This window comes from Duganella violaceipulchra (genome assembly GCF_019166075.1).
Lineage (GTDB): Bacteria > Pseudomonadota > Gammaproteobacteria > Burkholderiales > Burkholderiaceae_D > Rugamonas > Rugamonas violaceipulchra.
In genome coordinates, this window is record NZ_JAHTGR010000011.1 from 19,955 (window position 1) to 44,692 (window position 24,738).

The following is a 24,738-nucleotide window of genomic DNA, read 5'->3' on the forward strand; positions in this document are numbered from 1 at the left end:
CGTCGATCACGTCGGACTGCGCGGCAGCGCACAGCACTGGTGCAAAAAATAAAATAGTGCACCGCGCATGTTCGACGTAAGCCGGGATTGCGGGTTGCAAGATGGCATGCGGTTTGCATGTACCATTGCAACTCGTTTAACAGGTGCCCAAGCCATGTCATATTCCATCGTGCGTCGTCTCGATCTCCTTTTGCTGGGCTTGATCTTGGGCGGCGTCGCCGATTCAGCCAGCGCCGCCGCACACGGGCCGCGCCCGGTGAAGGTCATGTTGATCAGCATGTTCGCGCAGGAAGCGGCGGTCTGGACCGACAAGCTCGGGCTGGATCAGGCGATCCCTGTGCCGGGGCTGTCGCCGCGCTATCCTGCGGTGCGCTGCAACAGCGACGACGTCTGCCAGATGACGACCGACATGGGCAAGGCCAACGCCGCAGCCTCGGTGTCGGCGCTGGCGCACAGCGGCCTGTTCGACCTCAGGCAAACATATTTCATCATCGCCGGGATTGCCGGCGTCGATCCGGCCCAGGGCACAACGGGCACGGCGGCATGGTCGCGCTATCTGGTGGATTCGGACCTGGCGTGGGAATTGGACGCGCGCGAGCGGCCGGCGGGCTGGTCGACCGGCTATCTCGGCATCAACACCAAGACGCCCGGCGTCAAGCCGCCGCTCGGCTATGGCAGCGAGGTGTACAAGCTCAACGACCGCTTGCTGGACAAGGCGCTGTCGTTGTCGCGTGGCGTGGCGCTGGCCGATTCCGAGCAGGCCCAAGCCTATCGCGCGCTGTACGCGGCCGCGCCCGGCAACCAGCCGCCGCAGGTCACGCAGTGCGATTCCATGACGGGCAATAACTGGTACCACGGCGATTTGCTTGGGCGGCGCGCGCGCGACTGGTTCAAGCTGCTCACCGACGGCCAGGGCACATACTGCATGAGCTCGCAGGAAGACAACGCCAGCTACACCGCGTTGAAGCGCGCCGCCGGCGCCGGTTTGCTGGACGACCAGCGCGTGGCGGTACTGCGCGCGGCCTCGAACTTCGACCGTCCGCATCCCGGCCAGACGCCGCTGGCGTCGTTGTCCGCCAATTCCGGCGGTTTCGCGCTCGCGCTGCAGAACCTGTATCTGGCGGCCGCGCCGCTGGTGCATGACATCGTCGAACATTGGCCGGACTGGCGACAGCAAACACCGGAGAAGGAAGCGCCGGTCGGTCATATCGACGGCGCTCCGGCCGGCGGAGCGCCGTTGGCGCCGAAGGTGATGATCGTCAACATGTTCGGCGGCGAAGCCGCTCCCTTCATCAAGGCGCTGCGGCTGACGACCGGCCGCAAGGTGCCGGGCCTGTCGCCGCGCTATCCAGAAGTGCTCTGCGATCGCGACAATATTTGCCAGGTCACCACCGACATGGGCTACAGCAACGCCGCCGCCTCGCTCAGCGCCTTGTTCTACGCCAGCGGCTTCGACCTGCGCAATACCTACTTCATCATTGCCGGCATCGCCGGCATCAATCCGAATCTGGGCACCGTCGGTTCGACCACCTGGGCCGACTACGCCATCGATTACTCGCTGGCGCATGAGATCGATGCCCGCGAAATGCCGGCGGGCTGGGCATCTGGCTACTTCGGCATCGACACCGATACGCCGTCCAGGAAGCCGGCGCTGCGCTATCGCACCGAAGTGTTCCAGATCAACCGTCAATTGGTGACGCGCGCCTTCGCGCTGTCCAAAAACGTCACGCTGGGCGACTCGGAAGCCGCGCGGACCTATCGCGCCGGCTTTGCCAGCGGCCCCGCCAGCCGGCCGCCCATGGTGCTGCGCTGCGATACCGTATCGACCGACACCTGGTTCGGCGGCAGCGCGCTGGCGAACCGGGCGCAAGCGTGGTCCTCGCTGCTCACCGACGGCAAGGCCTCGTACTGCACCGCCCAGCAAGAGGATAATTCGACGCTCGAAGTGCTGAGGCGCGCCGCGGCGGCCGGGCGGGCCGATTTCAAGCGGGTGCTGATCTTGCGCGCCGGCTCGGATGTGGACCGGCCGCATCCGGGCCAAACCGATAGCGACGTACTGCTGAACTACACCACGCAGGGCGGCTTCGAGCCGGCCGCCGCGAACCTGCTGGCGACCGCCCGGCCGGTCATCCAGCAGATTGTCGGTCAATGGAGGCACTGGAAGAAGGGCGTGCCGGCGCGCTAGACGGTACGGTCTTGCCAACTTAATGACGCCATTCTCTGCCGGATCGCATAAAATTGTCATCTGCCGCTATACTTGGACGGCCGAGGCAGGTCCACATTGCAGAGTGAGGTATTGTGAGGGATAAGTTGGATGATGAACATACGCGGGGCTGGATGTTGACCGGTGCAGGCCATTGCGCCGGCCTCCTGGTGGCCGCCGCTTCATTGCTGACTCTGCCGGTAAGGGCGGCCACTTCCGCCGAGCGCGGCGAAGGCGTGGGCCGCGCGGGGCAGGGCGGCGCCAGCGTCATGTTGGAAGAGCTCACCAGCACGGAATTGCGCAGCCGCATAGAACACGGCGCGACCACGATCCTGATCCCCATCGGCGGCGTGGAGCAGAGCGGCCCCTACATCGCCCTTGGCAAGCACAACGTCCGCGCCGGGATCATCGCGGCCATGATTGCCCAGAAACTCGGCAACACGATGGTCGCGCCGGTGGTGTCGTATGTGCCGGAAGGCGCGGTCACTCCACCGGCCGGCCACATGCGATTCAGCGGCACCATTTCGATCCCGCCGGCAGCTTTCGAGGCCGTGCTCGAAGGGGCAGCGGCAAGTTTTCGTCAGCACGGCTTTCGCGACATCATCTTCATCGGTGACCATGGAGGCTATCAGCAAAACGAAGTGAGCGTGGCGCAAAAGCTGAACCGCGCCTGGGGCAAAAGCGACCCCGCCCGCGCCTACGCGCTGCTCGATTACTACGATGTCACCCAGACCGCGTTTATTGACGATCTGAAGAAGCAAGGCTACAGCAGTGCTGAAATCGGCCTGCACGCAGGGCTGAGCGATGCCTCGCTGATGCTTGCCACCGCGCCGTCGATGGTCCGCATCGAAGCGATGTCTCACGGCCCCAAGCCCGGGGTGGCGGATGGCGTGCGCGGTGACGCCACGCGCGCCAGCGCTGAACTGGGGCGGCTGGGCGTGCAACGCCAGGTCGAGGCATCGGTCAGCGCGATCAAAACCATCCTTCAAGAACGCCATCACTAAGCGAAGCGCCACGCCGGCGCCGCATCGACCATAGAGACTGCACTTATGAAAACCAGCAAGCCTACCAATCCATCAAACACAGGGCGCCGCGCTCGACACCTGGCCATCGCCGGCCTGGGCATACTCACCTTGGCGGGCGCGGGCCTGTACGGCCGGCATGCCGACGCCCAAGCGGAGAGCCCGGCCAGCGCACCGACTCTGAAGGGGGCCTATTCCCCCTTGCCCGGCATGCCGCCGTTGAGCGATCCCAAGAACGTCTACGGCGACACCGGGCCTGGCCGCATGAGCGCGGTTGTCAAGGACCACCTGGCGCGCGTCTATGTGCCCAACCTGCGCTCGAACGATGTGTATGTCATCGATCCGGAGACGCTCAAGGTGGTCGACAAATTCAAGGTGGGCATCGGCCCGCAGCACGTCGTACCCGCTCACGACCTGCGGACGCTCTGGGTGGCGAACAACGCCGAGCGTACCAACCGGGGTAGCCTGACGCCGGTGGACCCGCTCAGCGGCAAGCCGGGAGCGTCGGTGCCGGTGGACGATCCGTACAATATGTACTTCACGCCGGACGGCAAATCCGCCATCGTGGTCGCCGAGGCGCTGCATCGTCTCGACTTCCGCGATCCCAAGACCATGGCGCTGCAGTATTCGATCGAAACGCCGTCTTGCGGCGGCATCAACCATGCCGATTTTTCCAACGACGGCCGCTTCGCCGTGTTCACCTGCGAATTCGACGGCACCATCGCCAAGATCGACCTAGAGGGCCGCAAGGTGAGCGGCTACCTGAAGCTCAAGATGCCGTCCGCGCGGTATTCCGAGAAGGCGTCCGCAGGGGCGCTTGAGGCGGAGATCTGCACCAGCACCAAAGGCATGCCGCAAGACATACGCATCTCGCCCGATGGTAGCAAGTTCTATATCGCCGACATGGAGGCCGATGGCCTGCATGTGGTCGATGGCGCCGCGTTCAAGGAGATCGGCTTCATTCCGACCGGCGTGGGCACGCACGGAATCTACCCTAGCCGGGATGGCAAGCGCCTATATGTGGCGAACCGCGGCACTCACCGTATCCACGGCAAGCGCAAGGGCAAGGGCAGTGTGAGCGTCGTTGATTTCGCCACCGACAAAGTGGTCGTGAATTGGACGGTGCCTGGCGGCGGCAGTCCCGACATGGGCAACGTCAGCGCCGACGGCAAATATCTCTGGCTGTCTGGTCGTTTCGACGACGTGGTGTACCGTTTCGACACTGCCAGCGGCGACGTGCGTCAGGTCAAGGTCGGCCAGGAACCGCACGGCCTGACCGTATGGCCTCAACCAGGCAGGTACTCGTTGGGCCACACCGGCAACTTGCGCTAGGTGGCCTGTCTGGCATCGTCGCTGTTATCGTAGAAAAGAATTTATGAATATCACGTTGGAATCAGTAACGATCGAGAATTTCGAAGCGCTGATGGACATGGAGTTGCCACCGGCGCAGGCACGTTTCCTCGCCAGCAATGCCTATTCAATCGCACAGGCGCACTACTACCCCGATTGGCGCCCTCGGGCAATTTATTGCGATGGCGCGCCAGTCGGATTCGCCCTATACGATGTGACCGGCAACGACGAGCCAGGCCATTATGCAATTTACAGGCTGATGGTCGACCATGCTCGTCAGAATCAAGGGATAGGGCGACTGGCAATGGGGCAGTTGTTGTCGGAGATCCGAGGCTGCGCTGATGCCCGTCGAATTAGCATTTGCTACAAACCGGACAATGCGACCGCACGCAGGTTTTATGCATCGCTGGGTTTTGTTGAAACCGATATCGACGAGCTTGGGGAGATGGTCGCGGAGATATTGCTGTAACCGGAATGGATCAGTCGCCGCCGCAGCCTCCTCCGCCGCAACCGCCATCCCCGCCATCGCCGTCGCCACCACAGCCCGAATCCGAGCTGGAATGGGAATCTGCCCCGCCGTCAGATCCGCCGCCGCAACCGGCTGCTGATCCGCCAAGATCGGCGCCACAGTAGATGAGGGCGCCGTCGTCGCCCTGTCGTTTGACGCCGCTGCAGTCTGCGACGTACGCAAAACCATTGGGCACGTTCAGTTTGCTATCCAAAGCGAACAACAAGGGCAGGCGGGTGGGTTGACGCGGATTGATATTTTCCTCATGACAGGCATAGACCCAGCAGCGGTGTATTCCGGCGTTGCCTTGCTGGCCTTTGCTCAACACGATGGCGGGTGTGTGATGCAGGAAGCGGCCAAAGCCATGACGGCAGAACTGCTGGTAATTCTTGGTATGGAGGATGAATTCGTGCCATAGATCGTCGGCGACCTGGGACGGCATGGAGACGAATTTCCTGCCGCTTTTCAGGTGGGCCAGAAAAAATTGCCGCAACCCTTGCGCCACGAGCTGGCAATCCTTCAGGCTCAGATGAGGATGACTCTCGCGTAGTTTTTCAAACAAGCCGATGGGGAGCGTGTAGGTTCGGATGTAGGATTCGCGGCGCGACCGAATCTGGCGTTGCCACAGCAATGCGCTGAGGCCAGCAGTCAAACCGCAGGTTGCGATCAATATCGGGGTCATGGGTTACCTTACGAATTAGCGGTGAATAGTCCATGAGATTGTTGCCGGTTCATCTCTGAAAGGCAACTACCGTTAGTCCAGAACAAGCCCTAGCGGCCACGAAGCAGCGCCGGGCATTGAGATTGTTCGACCCGTCTGGATTCAAAGAAAAAGCCGTTCCAATTGAATACCATGCGGGACTGGTTCAGCATGAACAGATCCGTGCAGCCGGCATCAACTACTTTCACTGGATTTGGCAAGTGCAGCTTTCCTGCTCTGGCATGCCATTGTTCGCGCAAGTACCGCACCGGCTCCCGTGTAGTCTGTTCGTAAGTGGGCGCGGCGCATTCCTCTCCGGCGAATTTGAAGACTTCTGGTTCGACATCCACACACAATCCAACGAGCTTGCGTGCCTCAGCATCAGACATGCCGGCTATATCGGCCGTGTCCAGCACTGCCACCGTACGCCAATGTCCATAGAAGCTGGCCTTTTCTTCGGCAGCATATAAATGGCCTGTAGCTAGCAGGCTTAATGCCGTTCCAAGCCAGGCTAGTTCGCGCACCTTGCTGGCAGATTGAAGGTTCGGTTTCATTTTCGGAAAGGGGCGCTTTCCTCAGCCCGGCGGCTGATTAATCCTCTGGCGATGACTAACTTGCTGCCGTGTTTGGTTTTGACCCGCACGCGAGTCATGGATGACATCGTGGTGGCTGCTTCGCGCAACTTACCTTTGTCCACCAACTCAAGGACCTTGCCGGCGCCGTGTGGGCCTAAATTGAAAGTGTAGCTGACAAGGGCATCGAACTGGTCCTGATCGAGTACCTGGTGTTTTACCCGGATGCGAACGGTTCTTTCTGCGTCCGCCACGCGGGAAGAAAATTCTGCGGCCACGGCAGCATCACTGACAGGCCGCTTCAATTCCTCTGCGGTACACGGGCCCTTGTGTGCGAGGATTCCAGCGCCCCATGTGCAATTGCCTCGGCCCGGTCCCATGTCATCGTAATACCTGGCCTCTGCGCGTTCACGCGCGCGTAGATTTGATCGGCCGGCAAGGCTCATTTTCATCGGCGAGGTCGAGCCGGGATCTTGCTTGTCTAATGGCATATGTCCTCCAAACCAAGTGAAGACGCTTTCGCGCATTGGTCGAATTTACGACGATGGCGACTTCCCGGTTTGAGACGAGACAAGAAAATAATGCGGCATTTGCGGAGCAGCCTCCGCTTATCCGGCTACCAATCCCTGCGCACCCGCAGCATGGCGAAGGGCTGGGTACGCGTCACATTGTGCTCGACGAAATCGACCGCGCCGGCCAAGCGGTCGCCGGCATAGTGGGTGCGGTCATTGGTGACCACGCGCCCGGCGAGGTTGTTCAATTCCAGCGTCACCATCAGGTTGGCCGCCGGCCGGTAGTTGACGAACGCGCGGGCCCAGCCCGTGCCATTGCTGGTGTCGTGCTCGGCCAACTGCCAGCTGTCGTTGCTCCAGCCGTTGTCGAGCGACATGCCCCAGGCAGTCCGTTGCCGTGGCAAGTCCTGCGAAAACTCGATCCGCCAGGCCAGCGGCTGCTCGCCGGACAGCGCGCGTGTCTCCAGCGTGGTGGGATCGGTGACCGACGAGGAGCGCCTGGTCATCGACAACTTGAGCAGCCCCTGCGGCAGCGACCAGTTGTCGGTCGGCAGCGTGAGCAGGCCGGTGATATTGCCGGCGCTGGCGTCGCCGATATTGCCGGCGGCGTCGTAGCTGGCGTTCGGTGTGCGGATCGGCATGCGGTCGACCAGGTCGCTGATGCGCGATTGCGTATAGCTCAACACGGCGGAACCCCGTTCCCAGAAGCGGTATTCGACCGCGCCTTCGCACAGCCAGGTCTTGGCCGGAACCAGATCGGGCAAGTCGGCCCGCAGCGTCTTGTCGGCGATGCCGAAATAGCCTGCGGCATCGCCGAAGTTCAGCTGGCTGACCTCGCGCTCCATGCGCAAGCGCAGCAGCAGCGACGAGGTCGGCGACAACGACAGCCGCAACCTCGGCTTGGGATAGACGTAGGCCCTGGCCTCCGGCTGGTCGGCGCCGATGCGCAAGCTGGAGTGCTCGATTTTCAGGCCGGCTTCGGCACTGAGCGAGCTGTCGACCTGCCATGCCGAAGACAGCTGGCCTTCAAGGCGCGATTCCTGTACCCAGGCGCTGCCGGTCGGCGCCACGGCGGCGTTGGCGTTGGCCTGGTAGGTGTTGCTGTTGTCATTGGTGTTGACGGTCCGCTCAACACCGCCGCGTAGCGTGACCCCGTCCAGCGCCCGCCAACTCAGCTGTCCCGCCAGGACTTGTTCGTTGGCCGAGGAATTGGCGACCGAATACGATGGGCTGCCGCCCGCCGCAAACGTCGATTCGGCGCTCAGCTCCGATGTGCGATGCAGCGCCTTGAGGTCCAGGCTGGCGCCATGCGCCAGCTCGCGCGTGTAGCCCCAGCCCTGTTCCAGCGTGCGTCCGGCATTGTCGTTACTGCCCAGCGAGCGCGTCCCGGCGTCGTACTGGGCTTGCGACTGGTAGGTCCAGGGATTGACCGTGGCGTTCCAGCTCAGTTGGCCGTCCAGCAGATCCTGGGAGTAGTTCAGCTTGATCATCTTGTTTTCGGCGATGCCGGCACCCACGATGGTCACCTCGGCGGCCGGGGCGGCGCTGGCGTACTGCGTGGTCCTGCGCCCCTGTCCTTGCGACATATCCGGCGACCGCGACCTGGCCAGCGTGACGTTGATGCGCTGGTCCCCGTGCGTCAGGCTGTAGTTGCCATCGAGCGAGGGCTGGTGGATGCCGTCCGCCGTCAGGTAACTGGAGGCGCTGAGGGTGGCGGTAGCCAGGTCCATCTGCTTGAGCAGGATGTCGGCCACGGTTGGGTAGCCCTGCATGTCGACGCCGCCCGCGCCGCCGTTGATCACGTCGATGTGCTCGACGGCGGCCAGCGGGACACGGCCCAGCACTTCGCCGAGCGGATCGGTTTTGGACGCAGGGCGCTTTCCGTTGATGAGCACGTTGCCGGCCACGCCACGCGACGCATTTCCGGCATCGAAGACAAAACCGGGCAGGCGGGCCACCATGTCCATCGCTGTGCTGGCCTGAAACTGCGTGAAGTAGTCCGGCCCGTACGACTGCGCCACCACCACCGGGGCGGTCAGCGCGGTGGCCAGCAGGGCAGCGTGATGGAGGAATGTCTTTTGTCGCATTTCAACATTGTGCAATGAACACCATCAATGCGCAATTGCGAAATTCACCAAATCGCCGTGGAGATCGGCGGGCGCCGCACGATCCAAATGTGGCATTTGCGGAACAGCCTCCGCATATCGCTACTGAATCATGGGGCGGACGTTGATAATGTGTGTTTTCGGCACATATCGCCATCGGCAGACGGGTTCTCAATGCGTGGATGTAAATTTTTGATCGGCGTCTTATTGTCCGCCGTAACCATGCAGCGGGCGCTCGCCGTACCGCCGGTACGGTTTCTCATGTTGGAGAACCGCACCATGCCGTTTGGCCTGGTGGAACAGGGAGCGAATGGGCGCTTGATGCTGGCCGCCGGCATCACCAAGGATTGGCAGGACGCCCTGGCCAAGGAACTCGGCAGGACACCCGCTTACGTGCTGCTGCCCCGCAAGCGCCAGGATATGGCGGTGGTCCAGAAATTGGCGGATTTGCGCTGCTTCGTCAGTCCGGATTGGCTCACCAGCGAACAGGTGGCGCAGTACGACTGGCCTGCGCCGTTTTTCGATGTCGAGGAACGCCTGGTCGGTCCGGTCAACGGCAGGTCGCTGGACAGCATGGATGAATTAGCCGGCGCCCGCGTCGGGACCGTGCTCGGCTATAGCTACCGTAGCCTGGAGCCGCTGTTTGCCGACGGTCGCGCCAAGCGGGACGATGCGAACAACGAGACGTCCCTATTGCTCAAGCAAGTGGCCGGTCGCACCGATTTCATGGTCATGCGCAGCCTGGACTTCGAGTATCAACAGAAGACCGATCCGACGCTGAAAAAACTGCGGCTCACGGCGGTCGTCGTCAGTCGGTTTGCCATGTATTGCGCCCGTCCAAAGTACAGCAGCGTGACGCTGCGCGACCTGAGCAACGCGCAAGCGCGCTTGCTCAATGCGGGCGTACTGGACAGGATTTTGGCGCGCTATCGCTAGCGTATGCAGACGGCGGGCCGCTGGCGGCGCGTCACGGGGTAGGCCAGCACCCGGCGGATCGCCTCGAGCGGCACATGGTAGGTCCGCATATACGTCCAGGCGATGGCCGACCCCTTCGAGTTGGCCAGCCAGATGCCGTGCTCCACGACCGAGTTGATCACATTGTTGGTACGTTGGTCTCCATTCATGCTTAACTCCTTAGGCAAAACGGAAACGTTATTACATAGTCAAAAATCATGTCGCCACGTTGAGTCTTCGGCGTTGGCAAAGCGAGCCCGGTCATCGGCGCGCCCGGTGACTACTCAGCTAGCAACCGACCATTCTCGAATCTAGGAAAAACAGGGCAATCCGGACAAGCGGAAGGCCCAAAAACCATGTTAAGGTGCTAATAGTTCATTTGGCTGTTGTCGTTAAATGGATCGGTGCTGGCCGGCATCGAGAAAGTCATTGCAGAATAAAACCACAAGTGGACAATAAAAACAGTACTTGTAATCGCATTGCTTGGCGAAAGATTTCGAAGGATTTATCAATGCTAGTGATAAGAAGATCGCAACAGGATGTTCTCGGCGCTTGTTGCGAGGCAGCGCTGGTACGGAAAATAATGAGCGTAGTATCTAAAATTGACGGCGCCTGTTCCGGTCATGATCCCGAAACACTATTTCAGATGGTTACGAGTAGTGTGTCGCGCGCTCGCAACCATTATGGCTTAAGGACGACCGCTAGCATAGCGGACTATGTTGGATTGAGTATTGAATTGGGTACTAATTTCGATGAGGATACGACAGTCGCGGCAATTTTTAACTGTACTGAAGAACCGGTTGAGAGAAGACTGACGCGGATCTTCGATGAACTTAGCGATGACGATTGGATACGGCTGCGTAGGGCGCGGCATATTGCGGAGTAATGATGCCTCATTCATCTGATGACGAACGGCCGACTAAGAAGACGAAGATTTCCCCCGACGAGGCGCCTTCCGACGATATGGAAGAAAAGTATTGCCCCGGCAGCGAGCTGACCTTCCCTATCCCGAGTACCAATGCGGTCCAGCAACTGAGCTGGATATCGACCACGCTCGCGGTCGACCGTGATATTACCGAGCTGCCATGTTCTTTGTCCATGAAGGAAGACAGTCCTCCACCTCCCTTTGACTTGCGATTGCAATTATGGAACGTCCAAGACCTGGGCGGTGGTCCGAGCAGAACCGCGCATAGCCGATCCGATCCGGTAATTGAAGCGATAGCGCGGATCATTGCACGGGCCGATGCCGATGTCACAGCGATTATCGAAGTTCACCGTAAAGGCGCGGTATACAGTCCCAAGACATCTTTTGGTGATCCCCGGCCCCGTAATTTAATCGACTTGGATTGGGCTATATTCGTCTGCGTATATCATAAGGAACTTATTAGGGCATTCAATATCGCGTCCCCATTCGAACGCGGGCTTGCTCCTGAAAAATCAGCCGCAATACAAACCTTGTTGGTGAGAAATGGAATAACTTGGAGAAAGCTGGTTATCCAAGGAAAGCGAGCGTTTAACGCATCGAAGGAGATATCCGATGTGTTGTCGGCGACACTGGGAAATCGAGAACTGGTTGCGAAGTGTTTTAATTTGCGTTTTGAGGAGGTGATTTTAAAATACATTAAAAAGCTGGATGATTTTACCGCCTTTCAGCGGCGCTACCTTGATGCTATTGAACAAGCAGAAAAAAAACGAGCGTACGATCTCGCCGCTGGTCTGGAAGGTGGTGACGATGATGGCTTGGACGATGATGACGAAATTGACGACCAGGACGATTTCCCTGCGCTCAGCGAGAGTCGCGCAGAACCCAATCCTGATATTGGATCTAGCATGGATGTCGATTCGTATCCGGATAGGGATAACGGTATTGTTGGCACAGAATTGCCGGCTGATGGGAGTTTCCGCACAATCGGCACACTTGGAAAGCTGATTGAATTTTGGATGGAAAACTCTGCTGATCCAGAACCGTTCTTTCGTGGTTTTGGACTGAGTTCTCAAGCATTGGCTGCCCTGCTGAATATGATTAAAGCTGAGATGGAATTATCCAATCCAAAGACGACTGAGCATTTGATCGGAACTGCGCCTTGTACGATGGAGGTTCAAAATGAAGATGCTATGAGTGACGTACTAGACCATAAAGAAGATCAGAATGATGTGGGGAATCCTGCCGACAATTCCTTGCAACCAGATTCATCTGCTATTAAATCATCTGACCAAGCTGTTGCTGCCCCAATCGATCATTTCGGATTCAATGAGATTAATCGGATCGTGAAATGTTTGAATGGTCTGGGCGGTGCGACGTATGCATCGATACCTACGCTGGAGGAAGTGACTGCGGCTTGCGACGCCGGCAATCATCATTTTTACTACACCGGTGGCGAATCCTATGCTTTTATTTATCAGACCGCTCGCTGTACCCGTGCCGCGACGGCACCCTCCGATGGGCATGAAGAACCCCGGGACTTTCACTTTTTCGATGGTTTTACAGGGCGTGCACCTGGCTGCGCGAGCTTTATGTTCGGCGAAGCCACAGTTGATTTGATCGCCCACCACCCCCCTGCGGAAACGTCGAAAAACAAAGGCCGGACGGAAACACGCGTGCGTGAGTTCAATACCCTGAGAGAGGTACTTGGTTTACAAAGGAAAATTGAAAGACTTTGCTTTTATTTGGCAGATACCAATGCCAATACTCTCGGGGAGGCAAGTGAATATGTTCCTTTTACCAACGATAAGTTTACCAATGAACAATTTTTATCTATGTTATCGGACGACGCTGAGTGGTGGAAAAAATCGCTCTTTGCACATGCCCCAACTTCCCATCGGTCGACTCAAATACGCGGCAGTAAAAGTGACAAAAAATTAAACAAACCAGCTACTGTGGAAATCGAAATGGGCGATCTTGATCATTCTAATGTGGTAAGCCTGGAAAATCCAGGTCATGGATCAGGATCTATTTCCAACGACATAAGAAGATTAATAGACTCCCATACGATAGTCAGAACACCATCATCTCGTGTGGATCCCGTGCTTCTGGCCGCTGCTGTTGGAGCTGCTATAAATTCATTTCGACGGCAGCAGGACAATTACAATACCCGATTCAAGGCATTTGACAAAATTGTGACTGTGAAGGGTAGTGACTGGGCGCGGGTTACGCGTCAATGGATAGTGCCGCTCTTACACGCTGTTTCCCCTAGTGCATTGACTCATCAGCCTAAAGCCTTATTGCCTGAAATGCAAACGAAGCGAATTGAGAAATATTGCAATATTATTGGGGACTCGCCGATAATGAATGCCCTTTGTCGTGAAATAAAAAAGCCATCCACAGCTGAAAAAGTTGGTGAAAAAATATTGCACTCGGACCCCAAGGCAGCGGCGCGCATACTTATTTTGCAGCGGATTATTAAACTAATGTCTGATCACTCTCCTTGTGTTGTCGATTATTCGGTTAGGCTTCCAGCAACGTATGGACGCATGCAATCTAAGGTGCCTACTTCGCCACGCCAGTTGGGCGGGAATCGATCAGATGACGCCCCTGGGATCGTGCCGGCGTTTTCACTTGCGACCGTTCCGGTTCTTTCTAATGTCGCCAGTAACATATCGCAACTCGATCAGATGCTTGATGATACGGATGGTGTCAGTAACGGCAAAACAGGAATATGTAATGTTTCAAATAGTTGCTACCTTTCCGCCGGCCTTAGCCTGCTGGCATCGATAGTTAGTTACTATAATATATTTGAACCAAAACCCTTAGACGATTCAGCAGATATTATTTTACTTCGTGGAATAGTGTATAAGATACTCACCAAGGTACGTGGAGGAATATTGGTGCAGGTCCCAGAAATCGAGGAACTACTTAAGCAGCTTGATAGTATGAAACTATTGCCCAAGCCTGCGCCGGGGGTGGGTGCCTCTGCCGCAGATGCACAGCAGGACCCAGGCGAGGTTATATTCAGGAAACTTCTTGGCGTCTTCAATAAGGACACAAATGAAGTGCATATCAAATTTACAGTGATTGAAGATTTTACCGATGCCGTATTAACCGATATCCTCGATCCACCGGAAGGCATTGGTGCGGTTGAAGCCGGCACGATGAGACGACGTAACAATAGCGACTATAATAAAGAAATGATGCTTGAACTGGAAATGCCACTCCAGATACCGTTGGGTGGAATACAAGGCATAATCAGTCAGCTCTCGGTGGGCAGCGAGGTCACTGATGTCAATGTGACAGTCGCGGGGAAGGCAAAACGCGGTTCGGCGCTGCGGTCATTCGAATTTAGCGACGCGCCCAACGCGATCACAATTGCACTTAAACGGGCTCAATCACAGAAAAAGGATGAACGCGAAATAGGAGTGCCATTGCAGTTGTTGTTGGGAGGCGTGAATTACCGTCTCAAGACGGTTATATTTCACCATGGAGCAAGCTTGAACTCGGGGCACTACACCTGCAAAACGTATGGACTTAAAGGGGATGTGTGGCAAGATCGGGACGATGAAAAGGTTGGACTCGGCGATATCGATTCCATTACGAGCATAAAAAAAGGTTATATGTTCGCGTATGAGAAAATTGACGCGCAAGCCTGACCGCCCAAGAATGCCGACACAATCCCATGTGCCTATAATCAAAAATCATGCCGCCACTTCGAATCTCATCGCTTGGGCGGGCGCGGCGTCTCGGCCGCCACCTTGCGCGGACTGGCCGCGCCGAACAGCGCTTCGACCATCGGGTCGCGCCGTATCGTCAGCTTGTTGGCGCGCAGCGGCTGGATGATGTCGTCGACCAGGCGGTGAATGCGGCTGCCTTCGCGGCTGATCGTCACGCTCAAGGTGGGACCACTGTAAGAGTCCATCGTCATAAGCTCCATGCTTTTTCTCCTAATTTGTTAGTCATGCCGTGATCAGTTTGTCCGACGACAGCATCGGCCGCCGCAATCTCGGGGCGCTGGCCGGCGCGGTTTCGCTGGCGGCGGTGCTCAGCGCCAGGATGTGGCGGCGCGCCTGTCCCGCGCAGCGGCAATACAGCGCCACGTAGGTCTGGTAGGCCGCCATCGCCGGCCAGGCGGCGGGCAGCAGTTCTTGCGGCAGCAGCGGATCGCTGCGGCGGCAGTGCTGGTAGCCGTGGCTGACCAGCAGCCGCGCCATGAAGGCCTGCTCGTCGCTGATCGCGCCCGGCTGGTCGAGCAGCGCGCGCAAGGGCTCGAAGCGTTGCAGGAATTGCCGGTAGAGCGCGGCGGTGCCGTCGAGGTCCCAGTCGGTGCGGCCGAACAGCGGCTGGCGCGTGGCTGCGGCCAGTTGCGCGCCGCTCACGTCGAACAAGGCCAGGCCCAGTTCTTCCGCCGCCGGCATGGCGCCGTCCAGCGCGCTGCGATAGGCGCTCGGCCGCGCCAGCAGGTTGGGCGCCAGCAGGCAGTAGTCCAGGGCCAGCAAGCGCTTGCGGGTGGCGGCGTAGCGCGCGGCGTTGATGCCGCCGGTGTTGACCAGGATGGTCCAGTCTTCGGCAAAGCTGCGCTCCGGCGGGATGTTGTGGCGCTGGCGCGCGGCCCATACCGCCGCCGCCGTGGCCGGGGCCAGTTGACACAGGCTGCGCCGGCCGTGGCGTTCGACCCGCAGCGCCTGGTGGTCGGCCAGGCGGCACAGCGCGGTGCGGATCGCCCGTTCCTGGAAACCCAGCGGTTGCATCAGCGCGATGGCGCTGCCCAGCCATTGGCTCTTTTGCCCGAACAGCTGGGCTTCGCTGAACATCAGTATCAGCATGGTGTTCAGGCGCGGCCTGGCTTGCAGCAGGCAGGTTTCGATGTGGCTTGCGGTGGTGTTGCTCATGTGGTTGCCGTGACGGTAAAAGGTGGCGTGGAGGGCGGACGCAGGCGCCGGTACAGGCGCAGCGCGGTGGCCAGGTTGTACCAGAGCCACAGGCAGGCGATGCCCATCAGCGCGGCGGCCGGCCGTGCCAGCAGGTCCGGTCGCCAGCAGGCGGCGGCCAGCATCAACAAAGCCAGCGCATGGGTGCGGAATTGCCGGTGGGCGGCGAGCTCGGGGATGATCTTGTTGATGCCGGGAAGCTTGGGCTGGCCGGGCGCGGCGCTTTCCTGCAGGTGGTACCAGGTCAGGAAGGGTACGATCTTGTACAGCATGCCGGCGATGGCGGACAGCGCGAAGCCGGCGATCAGCAGCACGCCCAGCAACAGCGGCCGCAGGTTGTCGTGGGCGTCGCCCGGCCACAGCCACAGCGCCAGCGCCGCCAGCAGGCTGGCCATGGCGGTGCGCCAGTACAGCGTGGTGGGATCGGCGCTGGGACGCTTGCGGCGCGCCAGCAGACTCAGCGTGACGGCGCCGAACGCCGCGTAGCCGGCCACCAGCAGCAACAGGCAGGCTTGATGGAACAGCTGCGCCGGTCCGCGCAATCCGCTGCTGATGGACGCCGACGCCAGCAGCAGGAACATGGTGGTGGTGAAGCCGCCGGTCAGCAGCGGCGGGTAGGGCGGCGTCACCATGAACATCGGCACCACCTGGTAGGCGATGGCGATCACCAGCAAGCCCACCCAGCCCAGCAGGCCCCACATCGCGTGCAGGTCGGTCAGGCGTTGCAGCGGCAGGCCCGCCAGCGCGGGGACGGCGAAGGCGCCGGCCAGCAGGCCGCCCAGCAGGGTCGTGATCGCCAGCGAGGCCAACGACAGCCGTATGCCCGGCAGCACCGGGCCGGCGCCGGGGCCGCGCCGCCACAGCGCGAGCGTGCAGGCGGCGACGAACAGCAGCAAGGTCGCCAGCAGCAGCGCCAGCGCGCAGCGGAACAGCAGGGCTTGCTCCAGCCAGAAGGCGGCCGCCAGCACCAGCGTGCCCAGGCACAGGCCAATGTGGACCACGCCGCCCACCACGCCGACCCGCGGCAGCGCCACGCCGGCCACCACCGGCAGCAGCTGCAACAGCGCGCCCACCATCGTCATGCTGAGGCAACCGAGCACCATCAGATGCGTCAACGCCAAGGTCAGCGGCGACCAGCGCGTCAACAACGCGGCCGGGCCTTGCCAGGCCAGCAGCGCGGCCGCCAGCGCCGCAAACAGCGGCGCGGTCAGGAAATAGCGCAGCGGCAGCGACAAACGGGGATTGAGGTCGAACGACAGCGCGCGTTGGGGAGCGTCGGCGGATTTCATGCGGCGGGCGCGTCGGGAACCAGCCAGATCAGCACTTCGTAGCGAAAGTCCGCTTGCGCCGTGGTGCGGTGCGCATAGCCGTAGCGCCGCAGGATCTGGTACAGCGGCAGCGGATCGCGGTCGATCAGCACGCGCAGGCGTTCGTCGGGGCCCAGCTGGTCGAGCGCGTCGAGGATGCGCACCATGGGTTCCGGCGGCTCCAGGCCGCCTACATCGAGCAGGCGCACGTTGGCGGCGGCTTCCTGTAGCGAGCTCATGCCGCCACCTCGGCGTCCGCCGTGGTCCGCTCCAGGTAGTCCATGCTGGCGATGATGGCGTCGGCCTGCTCTTGCAGCACGCGGTCGGCGAGCGGATAGAGCACGCCTTCCTCCTTCAGGTTGTGCTGGCGCATCAGCACGCGCAGCGTGTCGGCGTGGTCGAAGTAGCTGTCGCTGTCGCGCTGTGCCAGCGCGGCGCCCATGTTGCGCAGGGTGTCGCGCATCTGCCCGTGTTCCATGCGCATGACGCTGGTCGGGCCGCAGGCGTTCTGCATCACGCGCTCCAGCCGCGCAAACAGCACCCGTTCCTCCTTGTCCAGATGGCGTTCGAACTGCCACAGGAAGGTGGCGAAACCGGTGGTGGCGGCGGCCCAGTCGCGGCCGGCGATGCTGGCTTCGGCAAGGTTGTACAGCTCGTCGCAGTGGCGATGATCCTGTTCGAGGTAATGGGCGATCGTTTGCATGGGCTAGTCCTTGAAAATGTGCAAGACCATTGTCCCACCGGCACAAGCTCAATTTCTTTGATTCAAATCAAGGATTTCAGGCTTGACGGCGCGATACAGTTCGTTCGCCGTTTGGCGATGAACTTTTACCCATGCTTGAGCCTTATGAAACCTTTCGATATTCCCCCAGCCGCCGGCCAGCGCCCGATCGAGCTGGTGTGTCCGGCCGGCAGCCTGCCGGCGCTCAAGACCGCCGTCGACCACGGCGCCGATTGCGTGTACCTGGGTTTTCGCGACGCCACCAACGCCCGCAACTTCGCCGGCCTCAACTTTGACGACGCCGCCATCGCGGCCGGCATCGCCTACGCGCACGAGCGCGGCTGCAAGGTGCTGCTGGCGCTGAACACTTATCCGCAACCGGACACCAGCGCGCTGTGGCGCAGCGCCATCGACCGCGCCGCCGCGGCCGGCGTCGACGCCGTGATCCTGGCCGACCCCGGCCTGATGCGCTACGCCTGCGACCACCATCCAACGCTGCGCCTGCACCTGTCGGTGCAGGGCTCGGCCACCAGCGCCGAGGCGATCAATTTTTATCACCAGCACTTCGGCATCGCCCGCGCGGTGCTGCCGCGCGTGCTGTCGCTGGCCCAGGTCGAGCACGTGGTGCGCAAGACCGGGGTCGAGATCGAAGTGTTCGGTTTCGGCAGCCTGTGCGTGATGGTCGAGGGCCGTTGCGCGCTGTCGTCCTATGTGACGGGCGAATCGCCCAACACCCACGGGGTCTGCTCGCCGGCCAAGGCGGTGCGCTGGCAGCACAGCGGAAGCAGCCTGGAGTCGCGCCTGAACGGCGTGATGATCGACCGCTACACGCCGCAGGAAAACGCCAGCTATCCGACACTGTGCAAGGGCCGCTTCGAGGTCGAGGATGAAACCTACTACGCGGTCGAGGAGCCAACCAGTCTGAACACCCTGGAACTGCTGCCGCAGCTGCTGGAGATGGGCGTGCGCGCGGTCAAGATCGAAGGCCGCCAGCGCAGCCCGGCCTACGTGGCGCAAGTCACGCGCGTGTGGCGCGAGGCGCTCGACCAGTGCCTGGGCAACGCCGCGCGCTACTCGGTCAAGCCGGGCTGGATGTCGGAATTGAACACCCTGGCGGAGGGGCAGCAGCACACGCTGGGCGCCTATCACCGTTCGTGGAAATGAAAGCTGGAGTCACCATGTTGAAACTTGCCCTAGGGCCGCTGCTGTACTACTGGCCACGCGCCCAAACGATGGAATTTTATGAAGAGATCGCCGCGACCCCGGTCGATATTGTCTACCTCGGCGAGACGGTGTGCTCGCGCCGCCACGAACTGCGCAGCGCCGACTGGCTGACGATCGCCGACCTGCTGGCCGCGCGCGGCAAGCAGGTGGTGCTGTCGTCGCTGGCGCTGATCGAGTCCAGCGCCGACCTGGGCGCGCAGCGCCGGCTGGCGGCCAACGGCCACTACCGGGTCGAGGCCAACGACATGGCCGCGGTGCACCTGCTGTCCGGCCAGGGCGGCTTCATCGCCGGCCCGCACCTGAACATCTACAATCCGCCGACGCTGGCGCTGATGCACGAATTGGGCGCGCGGCGCTGGGTGATGCCGCTGGAGATGGGCCGCGCCGGCCTGGGCCACATGCAGCAACAGCGCCCGGACGGCATGGAGACCGAGGTGTTCGCCTTCGGCCGCATGCCGCTGGCGTTTTCGGCGCGCTGCTTCACCGCGCGCAACCGCAACCTGCCCAAGGACGATTGCCGCTTCAGCTGCATCGACCATCCGGACGGGCTGATGATGCGCACCCGCGAGCAGCAGGATTTCCTGGTGCTGAACGGCATCCAGAGCCAGTCCGCGCTGGTGTACAACCTGGTCAACGAAGTGGCGCAGATGCAGGCGCTGGGCGTCGATGTCGCAAGGTTGAGCCCGCAATCGCAGCACATGCCGCAGATCATCGCCGCGTTCGACGCCGCGCGCGGCGGCGCCTCGACGGCGACGCCGACGGCGCAGGCGATGGAAGGTCTGCTGCCGGCCGCCGCCTGCAATGGCTATTGGTATGGCCAACCCGGACTTGACTATTGGATGGAGCACGCCGCATGAATCCCGTCACCATGAACCAAACCGGCGGCGCGCTGCCGCTGCCGGCGCCCCTGGCGGCGCTGGGCCGCTTGTTGCCGGCCTATCCCGGCGCGCTGCTGTGCGTGGCCGCGCTCAACCTGGTGCTGCGTCCGCATCTGCCGGAGGATGTGCGCGCCAGCCTGCGCGGCAAACACCTGCGCGTCCGCGTCAGCGACGCCGGCGTGGCGTTCGACTTCACCTGGCGCGAGCAAGGCTTCGCGGCCGTGCGCGCGCAAGGCGAGGCCGACCTGGAGATCGGCGCCTGCACGCGCGACTTCATCGCCCTGGCGCGGCGCGAGCTGGACCCGGACACCTTGTTCTTCTCGCGCCGCCTGTCGATGCAGGGCGACACCGAACTGGGGCTGCTGGTCAAGAATACCTTGGATGGGATCGCGTTGCCGCTGACGGAATTGAGCAAGCAGACCTTGACCCGCTTGCTCGACACCCTGCCGGGGCGGCGCCCGCGCTAGTGGTTGCGGCGCACGCTGAAACGGGGGAACAGCGGCTCGATACGTTCGAGCAGCTCGCCCCCCGGATAGCCGGCCACCGCGCTGGTCAACAGCGTCTGGTCCTGGCAGCCGGTGGCGCGGAACTCCTGCAACACATAATGCTCGACGCCGAGCGCCGACAGGGTCCGCGCCAGCGCCACCAGCTGCGTCGGCGGCAGCTGGGCCGGATGCACGGTGGTGCGGCATTCATAGGCAACGCCGCTGGCCTGTACGGCGGCGATGCTGGCCCGCACCGGATCGCCGCTGCCGGGCACGCCGGTCACGACGGGATACAGCGAGAACGGCGCCTTGACGTCCAGTCCCACCCAATCCACCAGAGGCAGCACGCTGGCCAGCCGGTCGGGGTAGATGCCGGCCGTCTCCAGTCCGACCCGGAAGCCGAGCGCGCGCACCTGGGCGATGGCGTCGCCCAGCGCCGGGTCCATGGTGGCCTCGCCGCCGCAGAACACCACCGCGTCCAGCAAGCCCACGCGCCGCGCCAGTGCGGCCAGGATGTCGTCCCATGGCAGCGGACTGGCGCCGGTGCGCGGCTGCAGATGCGGGTTGTGGCAATAGCCGCAGCGCCATGGACAGCCCTGCACGAATACCACGGCCGACAGCAGGCCGGGGTATTCGGTGGCGCTGAACGGCGTGTAGCCGCCCACCTTGAGCGTGGCGGCGCCCATGTCAGCGGCTGGCGTTCACAGCGGCTTCGCTGAAGAATTTGCGTTCATGGAACTCCCCCTGCTTGCCGATGTTGAAGGAGGCCAGCGGGCGGTGGTAGCCCATCACGCGGGTCCAGATCTCACAAGGCTGGCGTTCGGCGTTGTCCAGTTCGGTGATGGTGGTTTGCGGCAGATTGTTCATGTCACTCCTTGGTTGAGATAAAGGTCAAGCGTTGACGGCCTGTTTGCGCGCCAGCAGTTCGGCGTCGCATTTCGGGCAATAAGGGTGGCTGCCGTTCAGGTAGCCGTGTTTGGGACAGATCGAGAACGTCGGCGTGACCGTGATGTAGGGCAGGCGGAAGCGGCTCAGCGCGCGCCGCACCAGCGAGCGGCAGGCGTCGGCGCTGGTCAGCGCTTCCGTCATGTACAGGTGCAGCACGGTGCCGCCGGTGTACTTGCGCTGCAATGCGTCCTGCTGCTCGAGCGCCTCGAACGGATCGTCGGTGTAGCCGACCGGCAGCTGCGAGGAGTTGGTGTAGTAGGGCATCTCGGCCGTGCCCGCCTGGCGGATGGCCGGATAGCGCTTGCGGTCTTCCTTGGCGAAGCGGTAGGTGGTGCCCTCGGCCGGTGTGGCTTCCAGGTTGTACATGTGGCCGGTCTCGGCCTGGAACTCGACCATGCGCGCCCGCACGTGGTCCAGCAGGCGCAGCGCCAAAGCGCGGCCCCAGTCGCTGGTGATGTCGTGCTCGCCGCTCGGGTCGAAGTTGCGCACCATCTCGTTGACGCCGTTCACGCCCAGCGTGGAGAAGTGGTTGCGCAGCGTGCCCAGGTAGCGCTTGGTGTAGGGGAACAAGCCGTTGTCCATGTGGCGCTGGATCACCTTGCGCTTGATCTCCAGGCTGTCGCGGCCCAGTTCGAGCAGGCGGTCCAGCGCCGCCAGCAGGCCGGCCTCGTCGCCGCGGTGCAGATAGCCGAGGCGGGCGCAATTGATGGTCACCACGCCCAGCGAGCCGGTCTGCTCGGCCGAACCGAACAGGCCGTTGCCGCGCTTGAGCAGCTCGCGCAGGTCGAGCTGCAGGCGGCAGCACATCGACCGTATCATATTGGGCTTGAGTTCGGAATTGATGAAGTTCTGGAAGTAGGGCAGGCCGTAGCGCGCCGTCATCTCGAACAGGCGTTCGGCGTTCGGGCTGTCCCAGTCGAAGTCCTCGGTGATGTTGTAGGTCGGGATCGGGAAGGTGAAGGCGCGGCCCTTGGCGTCGCCGGTCATCATGATCTCGATGTAGGCCTGGTTGATCAGGTCCATCTCGGCCTGCAACTCACCGTAGGCGAACGGCATGTCCTCGCCGGCGATGCGGGGGATTTGCTCGCGCAGGTCTTCCGGGCAGACCCAGTCGAAGGTCAGGTTGGTGAACGGCGTTTGCGTGCCCCAGCGCGACGGCACGTTGAGGTTGTAGATCAGCTCCTGCATGTACTGCTTGACCTCGTCGTAGTTGAGGCCGTCCTTGCGCACGAACGGCGCCATGTAGGTGTCGAAGGAGCTGAACGCTTGCGCGCCGGCCCATTCGTTTTGCAGCGTGCCGAGGAAGTTGACGATCTGGCCGATCGCGCTCGACATGTGGCGCGGCGGGCTGGACTCGACCTTGCCCGGGACGCCGTTCAGGCCTTCGTTGAGCAGGGTGCGCAAGGACCAGCCGGCGCAGTAGCCGGCCAGCATGTCGAGGTCGTGGATGTGCAGGTCGGCCTCGCGGTGGGCCTCGCCGATGGCGGGCGGATAGACGTGGCTGAGCCAGTAGTTGGCGATGACCTTGCCCGAGACGTTGAGGATCAGCCCGCCCAGCGAATAGCCCTGGTTGGCGTTGGCGTTGACGCGCCAGTCCTGGCGCTCCAGGTATTCGTTGATGGAGGCGGCGACGTCGACCAGCGCGTGGCGGTCCTGGCGCAGCTTGGCGTGCTGCTCGCGGTAGACCACGTAGCTGCGCAGGGTTTTGCGGTAGCCGGCGTCGTACAGCACGCGTTCGGCGGTGTCCTGTATCAGTTCGACCGTCAGCCGGTCTTGCGGGCGCAGCGACGACAAATGCAGCAGCGCGCACTCGGCCAGGTGGCGCGCTTCGGGCAGGTCGGACTCGCCGCTGGCGCGGCCGGCTTTCAATAGTGCGGCCTCGATCTTGGCCAGCGTGAAGGCTTGCTCGCTGCCGTCGCGCTTGATGATCCGGGTGTGAATTAATCCTTGCATGCTTGCTCCTTGATCCCATATCTAGTTGGTTTGCCTAGGTTATGCACTAGATATGGTGTCGTCAACGAAAGTCAGCACAGTTTTGCAATTCCTTGATATGGATTGTCTTTGAGCTGTACTCAGAGGCCGGCGTCTGGCCGGCACGGAGGCTTTACGCGCAGTGTAAGAAAATTAATTAAAATAGCTGGATGACCTACACATTCTCTCCAGCGACACCAGACGCGACTGCGTTTAAAGCCCTCTATGACACCACAGGTTGGGGACCGCTTGACCGGCGCGACGAGTTTTACGAAGCGACGCTGCGCGGCTCCTGGGCATCCTTTGCCGCATATGACGCAGACCAATTGGTAGGCTTCGCCCGCGTCATTTCGGATGGCAAGCTGCATGCCTTCATTACGGAGATGATTGTTCATCCTGAATATCAGCGCCGTGGTCTTGGCGAGGAATTGATTAACACATTGGTTGCGCGATGCCGGGCTGCGGGGATTAATGACATCCAGCTGTTCTGTGCAAAGGGCAAAGCCGATTTTTATGTACATTGTGGGTTTGCCAAACGCCCGGACGACGCGCCAGGCATGCAGCATCGGAACGATGATTTGAATGGAGAATCCAAATGACGCGAGTTCGAGTTGAAAGCTTCACGATTTCCATCGACGGCTATGGGGCTGGACCGAATCAGGATCTCAATGAACCGCTCGGCGTGGGCGGGAAGGAGCTGCACCAATGGTTCATTCCAACCCGCACGTTCCAGCAGGCCCATGGTGCGGGCGATGGCACGACCGGGGTCGACGACGATTTTGCGGCGCGGGGATTTAAAAACGTCGGCGCGTGGATACTCGGGCGGAACATGTTCGGACCGGTACGTGGGCCTTGGCCCGACTTAAGCTGGAACGGCTGGTGGGGAGATAACCCGCCGTACCACGTCCCGGTTTTTATCTTGACCCATCATGCGCGGCCATCGATTCAGATGGAAGGCGGCACGATATTCCACTTCGTCACCGGCGGCATCCATGAAGCGCTGGACCGCGCCCGCGAAGCAGCGAACGGCAAAGACGTGCGCATTGGTGGCGGCGCCGACACGATTCGACAGTATCTTCAAGAGGGGCTGATCGACGAGCTGCACGTCGCGATCTCCCCGATTCTGCTGGGCAGTGGCGAGCGCCTGTTCGAAGGGGCCGACCTGCGGGCGCTGGGATATAAATGCGTCGAGTTCGTGGGAACGGAGAAGGCGACCCATGTTGTGCTCCGGCGCACCTGAGGCCCCGGTTGGGGCACGCCTGCGCGGTCGTTGTGGCGAACCTCCTATTTTCTCTCCTATTTTTTTCGGCTTTCCCCAATTTCGGTCGGCAGATCCGGAAATAGCCTGATGCTTGAAAAAATAGGGGAAAATCGAAGAGAAAATCGAAGTTTTGCCACAAGGAGAGCGGCGGCGCACCC

At 61.3% G+C, this 24,738-nt stretch carries 21 protein-coding genes and 3 pseudogenes; 12 read left to right on the forward strand and 12 right to left on the reverse strand.

The genetic code is table 11. The features are described 5' to 3' along the window. Positions 1–154 precede the first annotated feature (154 nt). The 5 genes and pseudogenes from KVP70_RS20260 to KVP70_RS20280 all read left to right on the forward strand — a co-directional run. A pseudogene (locus tag KVP70_RS20260) lies at positions 155–1,189 on the forward strand (purine-nucleoside phosphorylase); the annotation flags it as partial. Between the two features lie 63 nt (positions 1,190–1,252). Next, positions 1,253–2,185, forward strand: a pseudogene (locus KVP70_RS20265) (purine-nucleoside phosphorylase); the annotation flags it as partial. A gap of 152 nt (positions 2,186–2,337) precedes the next feature. Then, positions 2,338–3,207: a creatininase family protein gene (locus tag KVP70_RS20270; protein ID WP_217943981.1), complete on the forward strand. Its 870-nt coding sequence runs from the start codon at positions 2,338–2,340 to the stop codon at positions 3,205–3,207. Between the two features lie 45 nt (positions 3,208–3,252). Continuing rightward, a complete protein-coding gene (locus KVP70_RS20275) occupies positions 3,253–4,557 on the forward strand; it encodes a YncE family protein (RefSeq protein WP_217943982.1) in 1,305 nt (434 codons plus the stop codon). Between the two features lie 43 nt (positions 4,558–4,600). Further along, positions 4,601–5,044 carry a GNAT family N-acetyltransferase gene (locus KVP70_RS20280; RefSeq protein WP_217943983.1) on the forward strand — a complete coding sequence of 148 codons (444 nt, stop codon included), beginning with the start codon at positions 4,601–4,603 and terminating at the stop codon, positions 5,042–5,044. Between the two features lie 10 nt (positions 5,045–5,054). Here the strand turns inward: KVP70_RS20280 and KVP70_RS20285 are convergent, their stop codons facing one another. The 4 genes from KVP70_RS20285 to KVP70_RS20300 form a co-directional block, all read right to left on the reverse strand. Continuing rightward, positions 5,055–5,765, reverse strand: a complete 711-nt coding sequence (locus KVP70_RS20285) for a glycine-rich domain-containing protein (protein ID WP_217943984.1) — start codon at positions 5,763–5,765, stop codon at positions 5,055–5,057. A gap of 89 nt (positions 5,766–5,854) precedes the next feature. Further along, positions 5,855–6,337, reverse strand: coding sequence for a hypothetical protein (locus tag KVP70_RS20290; protein WP_217943985.1), 483 nt, complete (start codon positions 6,335–6,337; stop codon positions 5,855–5,857). Continuing rightward, positions 6,334–6,846, reverse strand: a complete 513-nt coding sequence (locus tag KVP70_RS20295) for a lysozyme (RefSeq protein ID WP_217943986.1) — start codon at positions 6,844–6,846, stop codon at positions 6,334–6,336. The genes KVP70_RS20290 and KVP70_RS20295 overlap by 4 nt, the downstream gene beginning before the upstream one ends. Positions 6,847–6,971: 125 nt before the next feature. Next, positions 6,972–8,954, reverse strand: a complete 1,983-nt coding sequence (locus KVP70_RS20300; RefSeq protein WP_217943987.1) for a TonB-dependent receptor — start codon at positions 8,952–8,954, stop codon at positions 6,972–6,974. A 210-nt stretch (positions 8,955–9,164) separates the two neighbouring features. Between KVP70_RS20300 and KVP70_RS20305 the strand changes: the two genes are divergently transcribed. Beyond that, positions 9,165–9,908, forward strand: coding sequence for a substrate-binding periplasmic protein (locus KVP70_RS20305; protein WP_229224962.1), 744 nt, complete (start codon positions 9,165–9,167; stop codon positions 9,906–9,908). Here KVP70_RS20305 and KVP70_RS20310 read toward each other — a convergent pair. Next, positions 9,905–10,096 carry a hypothetical protein gene (locus KVP70_RS20310; protein ID WP_217943988.1) on the reverse strand — a complete coding sequence of 64 codons (192 nt, stop codon included), beginning with the start codon at positions 10,094–10,096 and terminating at the stop codon, positions 9,905–9,907. The genes KVP70_RS20305 and KVP70_RS20310 overlap by 4 nt on opposite strands. A 718-nt stretch (positions 10,097–10,814) precedes the next feature. Between KVP70_RS20310 and KVP70_RS20315 the strand changes: the two genes are divergently transcribed. Continuing rightward, on the forward strand, positions 10,815–14,510 hold the full coding sequence (locus tag KVP70_RS20315; protein ID WP_217943989.1) for a ubiquitin carboxyl-terminal hydrolase: 3,696 nt from the start codon (positions 10,815–10,817) through the stop codon (positions 14,508–14,510). A gap of 65 nt (positions 14,511–14,575) precedes the next feature. On the opposite strand, the gene KVP70_RS20320 is transcribed toward KVP70_RS20315, so the two are convergent. The 5 genes from KVP70_RS20320 to KVP70_RS20340 are packed head-to-tail and all read right to left on the reverse strand — an operon-like array spanning position 14,576 to position 17,795. Further along, positions 14,576–14,782 carry a hypothetical protein gene (locus KVP70_RS20320; RefSeq protein ID WP_217943990.1) on the reverse strand — a complete coding sequence of 69 codons (207 nt, stop codon included), beginning with the start codon at positions 14,780–14,782 and terminating at the stop codon, positions 14,576–14,578. 31 nt (positions 14,783–14,813) lie between these two features. Then, a complete protein-coding gene (locus KVP70_RS20325) occupies positions 14,814–15,746 on the reverse strand; it encodes a PaaX family transcriptional regulator C-terminal domain-containing protein (RefSeq protein ID WP_217943991.1) in 933 nt (310 codons plus the stop codon). Continuing rightward, positions 15,743–17,074: a permease gene (locus KVP70_RS20330; protein ID WP_217943992.1), complete on the reverse strand. Its 1,332-nt coding sequence runs from the start codon at positions 17,072–17,074 to the stop codon at positions 15,743–15,745. Before KVP70_RS20330 ends, KVP70_RS20325 begins: the two co-directional genes overlap by 4 nt. Further along, a complete protein-coding gene (locus KVP70_RS20335) occupies positions 17,071–17,331 on the reverse strand; it encodes a DUF2249 domain-containing protein (RefSeq protein ID WP_217943993.1) in 261 nt (86 codons plus the stop codon). Before KVP70_RS20335 ends, KVP70_RS20330 begins: the two co-directional genes overlap by 4 nt. After that, positions 17,328–17,795: a hemerythrin domain-containing protein gene (locus tag KVP70_RS20340; RefSeq protein ID WP_217943994.1), complete on the reverse strand. Its 468-nt coding sequence runs from the start codon at positions 17,793–17,795 to the stop codon at positions 17,328–17,330. Before KVP70_RS20340 ends, KVP70_RS20335 begins: the two co-directional genes overlap by 4 nt. 144 nt (positions 17,796–17,939) lie before the next feature. Here KVP70_RS20340 and ubiU point away from each other — a divergent pair, with 144 nt between their 5' ends. From ubiU to ubiT, 3 genes are read left to right on the forward strand one after another with little or no spacing between them, the layout of a single operon-like run. Beyond that, positions 17,940–18,977 (forward strand): ubiquinone anaerobic biosynthesis protein UbiU, encoded by a 1,038-nt coding sequence (ubiU, locus tag KVP70_RS20345; RefSeq protein ID WP_217943995.1) that lies wholly within the window; start codon positions 17,940–17,942, stop codon positions 18,975–18,977. 14 nt (positions 18,978–18,991) lie between these two features. After that, the gene (gene ubiV, locus KVP70_RS20350; protein ID WP_217943996.1) at positions 18,992–19,894 is read left to right on the forward strand and encodes a ubiquinone anaerobic biosynthesis protein UbiV; all 903 of its coding nucleotides are present in this window, start codon (positions 18,992–18,994) and stop codon (positions 19,892–19,894) included. Beyond that, positions 19,891–20,382, forward strand: coding sequence for a ubiquinone anaerobic biosynthesis accessory factor UbiT (ubiT, locus tag KVP70_RS20355; RefSeq protein ID WP_217943997.1), 492 nt, complete (start codon positions 19,891–19,893; stop codon positions 20,380–20,382). The genes ubiV and ubiT overlap by 4 nt, the downstream gene beginning before the upstream one ends. On the opposite strand, the gene KVP70_RS20360 is transcribed toward ubiT, so the two are convergent. Together KVP70_RS20360 and KVP70_RS20370 are read right to left on the reverse strand one after the other, a co-directional pair. Further along, positions 20,379–21,086 (reverse strand): anaerobic ribonucleoside-triphosphate reductase activating protein, encoded by a 708-nt coding sequence (locus tag KVP70_RS20360; RefSeq protein ID WP_217943998.1) that lies wholly within the window; start codon positions 21,084–21,086, stop codon positions 20,379–20,381. The two genes, ubiT and KVP70_RS20360, sit on opposite strands and share 4 nt — an antisense overlap. Position 21,087: 1 nt before the next feature. After that, a pseudogene (locus KVP70_RS20370) lies at positions 21,088–23,301 on the reverse strand (ribonucleoside triphosphate reductase). Between the two features lie 188 nt (positions 23,302–23,489). On the opposite strand from KVP70_RS20370, the gene KVP70_RS20375 reads away from it, so the two are divergent. Beyond that, positions 23,490–23,918, forward strand: a complete 429-nt coding sequence (locus KVP70_RS20375; protein ID WP_217944001.1) for a GNAT family N-acetyltransferase — start codon at positions 23,490–23,492, stop codon at positions 23,916–23,918. Beyond that, entirely contained in the window at positions 23,915–24,559 is a 645-nt protein-coding gene (locus KVP70_RS20380) for a dihydrofolate reductase family protein (protein ID WP_217944002.1), read from the forward strand. Before KVP70_RS20375 ends, KVP70_RS20380 begins: the two co-directional genes overlap by 4 nt. The last annotated feature ends 179 nt before the right edge of the window (positions 24,560–24,738 follow it).